The organism is Corynebacterium sp. AOP36-E1-14 (assembly GCF_052377495.1).
Classification (GTDB): Bacteria; Actinomycetota; Actinomycetes; order Mycobacteriales; family Mycobacteriaceae; genus Corynebacterium.
Genome location: NZ_JBQSWV010000061.1, coordinates 1 through 2,928 on the forward strand (window position 1 = coordinate 1; position 2,928 = coordinate 2,928).

4 protein-coding genes are annotated in these 2,928 nt (G+C 61.2%); all 4 read right to left on the reverse strand.

The window, feature by feature from the left end:
• Window positions 1-1,229, reverse strand: a 1,229-nt coding sequence (locus ACT3TD_RS14690; protein ID WP_444638070.1) for a hypothetical protein, incomplete at its 3' end; no start/stop codon positions are given.
• Entirely contained in the window at window positions 1,189-1,524 is a 336-nt protein-coding gene (locus ACT3TD_RS14695; protein WP_444638071.1) for a hypothetical protein, read from the reverse strand. The genes ACT3TD_RS14690 and ACT3TD_RS14695, both read right to left, overlap by 41 nt.
• Window positions 1,525-1,660: 136 nt before the next feature.
• A complete protein-coding gene (locus ACT3TD_RS14700; protein WP_444638072.1) occupies window positions 1,661-2,335 on the reverse strand; it encodes a hypothetical protein in 675 nt (224 codons plus the stop codon).
• 90 nt (window positions 2,336-2,425) lie between these two features.
• Complete coding sequence (locus ACT3TD_RS14705) at window positions 2,426-2,797, reverse strand: HNH endonuclease (protein ID WP_444638073.1); 372 nt, start codon at window positions 2,795-2,797, stop codon at window positions 2,426-2,428.
• Window positions 2,798-2,928: the final 131 nt, after the last annotated feature.

Consider the following 2,928-nt stretch of genomic DNA (forward strand, 5'->3'; position numbering starts at 1 on the left):
ATAAGCGTTGACGCCGGGCCTTTCGGGTCCAGGACCACTGCCAGCGGGTCGTTCATCTCCACCGTCCTCACGACCGAGGAGACCACGTCCACCCGGTCGAAGTCCCGGGCAGGGCTCAACGAAAGGTGCACCCCGCCATCCGCACGGGCCAGGGCGGCGACCACGCCGACCCGCTTCCCATCCGGCGTGACATCCGCAGCCAAGCACGAGTCCCCCGCTAGAGACGGAGTCGCATCGGCCAGCGACTCCCACACATCCAGGCCGATGATCGTCTCCGCAGCACTGTCACCGATGGAGAACCAGTCACCCCACCCCAGCACCTCGACATGGAATCCCTTCGGGGTGAGCTTCGTCTTCAGCGACCGGATCTTCTTTTCCGTCGCCACCACCCCGTACGACGGGTTCCCCAGCTTCCACGTCTCCGGGTCGTCCGGGTCCATCCCGTCCGGGGCGCGGAACTCCGAGTACAGCATCCCGTCAGTCTCGCCATCCAAGGCGCGCTTCCGCACCCTCGACAACTCCACGCCCTTCACCTGCTTCTCCGCGTTCACCGCCGAGGAGGTGTAGTACGTCTGCGGATCCTGCGCCGCCAACTGGATCGGAGTGATCGCGTCGAGCTCCCCGGCCTCGAGGTTGTACGCCTCGTCGAGGAGAAGCAGATCAATCTCATCGAAACCACGGCCAGCGTCCGCCGAGCGGGTCGTGAACTGGATTTTCCCGCCGCCAGACTCCTCCATCTCAGCCTCACCAGCGGACGCGGTGTTCCGCCCGCCGTTCTTCGCCTCCAACTTCCGCGCCGCCCACGCCCGATTCTTGATCCGCTTCCACAATCGGTTCCGAATCGACTTCGCCGTCTTCCACTGATGTGCCGTGAAGATGATCTTGTTATGCAGGATGAAGAACCGGTACAGGATGATCACCTCCAGGATGAGGCTCTTGCCGTTCTGCCGCGGGCAGATCAACACCACATCCTGATGCAGCCACCGTCCCTCCTCATCCGTCGACAGGGCCAGGTGCACCTGCTCGCGTTGCCACGGCATCAGCTTCAAACCGAACCGGCGGGCCAGCTCGATCGCCTTGTCCCCATGCGTCCGTTCTCCCTGACCCGCGGAGAACATCACCTCCGGGGACTGCCTGCCCTCCAACGTCGGGAACTCACGCTCAATGATCTCCCGGAACGCCTCATCATCAAAGACCGGCGAAACCGTCCTCTCCACCACCTGAGACATCGCCCTGCCTCCTCTGAATCTCCGTCAACAAATGCCGGAACGTCGTCGCCAACTGCCGAACCTCAGACACCGCGGTATCCAACTTCAGGACGTACTCCCCGCCGTCCTCATTGAAAATGCGCGTCCACGAGTCCACATCACCACTCACGACCTTGTGCAACCGATCCAGGCGGTCCTTCGCCCTGCACGCCTCGACAATCAGGTCCGTCGTCGCCACATCATCCGCATCCCGATGCAGGTCCTCATACAGAGCACGACCGCCAGGGTCATATTCATCGCCATCCTCCCAGCTCACAGTCCCAATCACCTCCCGTGTGAATGCGTAAAATTCATGACCCTGAATAAAATCCTGACTGATGTGGGGTGCCGGGGTGAGTCATGAAGGGCACCCTGCCAAGATTTTCAGGGTTCATTCATTCGTGCGGGTCGTCTCATCCCCATGTGAAGGCGGTTCCGGTTGGGGCTCTCTCCCCCTGGGGGTCGGGCGTCTCATCGGTGGGCTGTGCTCCGGGGCGTCGGTGTTCTTGGCCGTCTTTGCGTTGTCTGTTGCATCGGCGGTGAAGGAGTCTGTCGGCGTCTCCGGGGCCGTGGTGTTTGAGGTCGTTGGTGTGGTCGGCTTCGAGGGGTGCGTGGTCGAAGTTCTGTGCCGGGCTCTTGTACATAGGTTGTCCGCACCAGTCGCAGGGTGTGCCGTCGGTGAGGTTGTGGAGCAGTCGGCGGCGGATGGTTTGGTGTCGGTGTCCGTAGCCGCGTTCGGTGGTGTTCTTGGGTTTGGTCTGCCCGTCGTACCACTTCGCAGCGACGGGTAGGAGCTGTGGTGGGCGTTGGGTCTTCACCCTGTGCATCACTGTCTCCTTGCCGGGGTCGACGATGATCACCTCTGCACCGTCCGCTCGGTATCGCTCGAGAGTAGTCTGCGATGGGGTGGAGTCGATGAGCCATACGTCGATGTCATGTGCGTGCTTGAGTGCTTGGTGTATGGCTGCGTCTCGGGCTGCCTTCGTCACTCGCTTCACGATGCTGGTGTGCTCGTGGTTGGCGGGCGCTTGACCGGACAGTGCGTTGGCTATCAGGTCGTAGTCAAGGACGATGTCGCCGGGGCTCATGTGCTCGCGGATGTATGTGGACTTGCCGGCGGCTGGTCCCTACGGCGGGCCGATAACTACATGCAGTCCCATCGGCCCCCACCTCCGTTCCTAGCGTCCTTGCATGACCTTCTCGTACTTCTCATCCGAGAGCGCTTTAACTTGCGCTTCTGTGTATCCGCCGAACCTTCGATTCAACGACTTTCTGGCCTGCCTGCACGACCAACAGTCCCGGTGCCCTTCTCGCTCCCCGGTGAGGTTCGGCTCGACCAGTTCGTGCGATCGAAGGCAGACGACCTTCTTCGTGTTCACGTGATGACCATTTCGGACGCTGTCCTGCTGATTCTCGCTTGAGGTTCCCCATGCGAGGTTTGTGGCGCGGTTGTCGTTCACATCATCGTTCAGATGTCTGCACATGCCGCCATCTGGCCTGGCACCATGGAATGCCGTTGCTACGAGGATGTGAACCTTATGCATGCTCATGACAGAATCTCGGCACAGACCTACTCGCAGATACCGGTCTCGCCCGGTATTTGACGTTCCAGGGCGCAGCACTCTGCCCCTGTGCCGTTTCACTCTCCCATCGGAAAAGTGGATTGTCCTGTTGATGCTTC

What these genes read in the sequence shown, in the direction of transcription:
- ACT3TD_RS14700 (WP_444638072.1), bottom strand. Translation starts at nt 2,335, where the DNA reads ATGAGCCCCGGCGACATCGTCCTTGACTACGACCTGATAGCCAACGCA.
- ACT3TD_RS14705 (WP_444638073.1), bottom strand. Translation starts at nt 2,797, where the DNA reads ATGAGCATGCATAAGGTTCACATCCTCGTAGCAACGGCATTCCATGGT.